Annotated in this window: 1 pseudogene; it reads left to right on the forward strand. The window is 57.9% G+C overall.

The features are described from left to right. Positions 1-140: 140 nt before the first annotated feature. Positions 141-254, forward strand: a pseudogene (locus AB3X89_RS40695) (IS6 family transposase); the annotation flags it as partial.

Below are 254 nucleotides of genomic sequence, written 5' to 3' on the forward strand. Positions count from 1 at the left end.
CCGCTTGCGCGGCCCACCCGTTTTCAGTCTTGCCTTGTAAGGCATGAAAGCTCGCCTGTCGGATAGATCACTGGGCTCTTTCTACCGGACCCACGGTCGCCGCGCAAGGACCCTGCTGAACAAAGCCTTGGGAACCGACGATGAGCAAGCTGAAAAGCCTGGACGAACTGTTCGCAGGCCGTCACTTTGACCGCGATGTGATCATTCTGTGCGTTCGCTGGTACCTGCGCTACAAGCTTAGCCTGCGCGATCTT

This window comes from Paraburkholderia sp. BR14320, from assembly GCF_040948665.1.
Taxonomy (GTDB): domain Bacteria; phylum Pseudomonadota; class Gammaproteobacteria; order Burkholderiales; family Burkholderiaceae; genus Paraburkholderia; species Paraburkholderia youngii.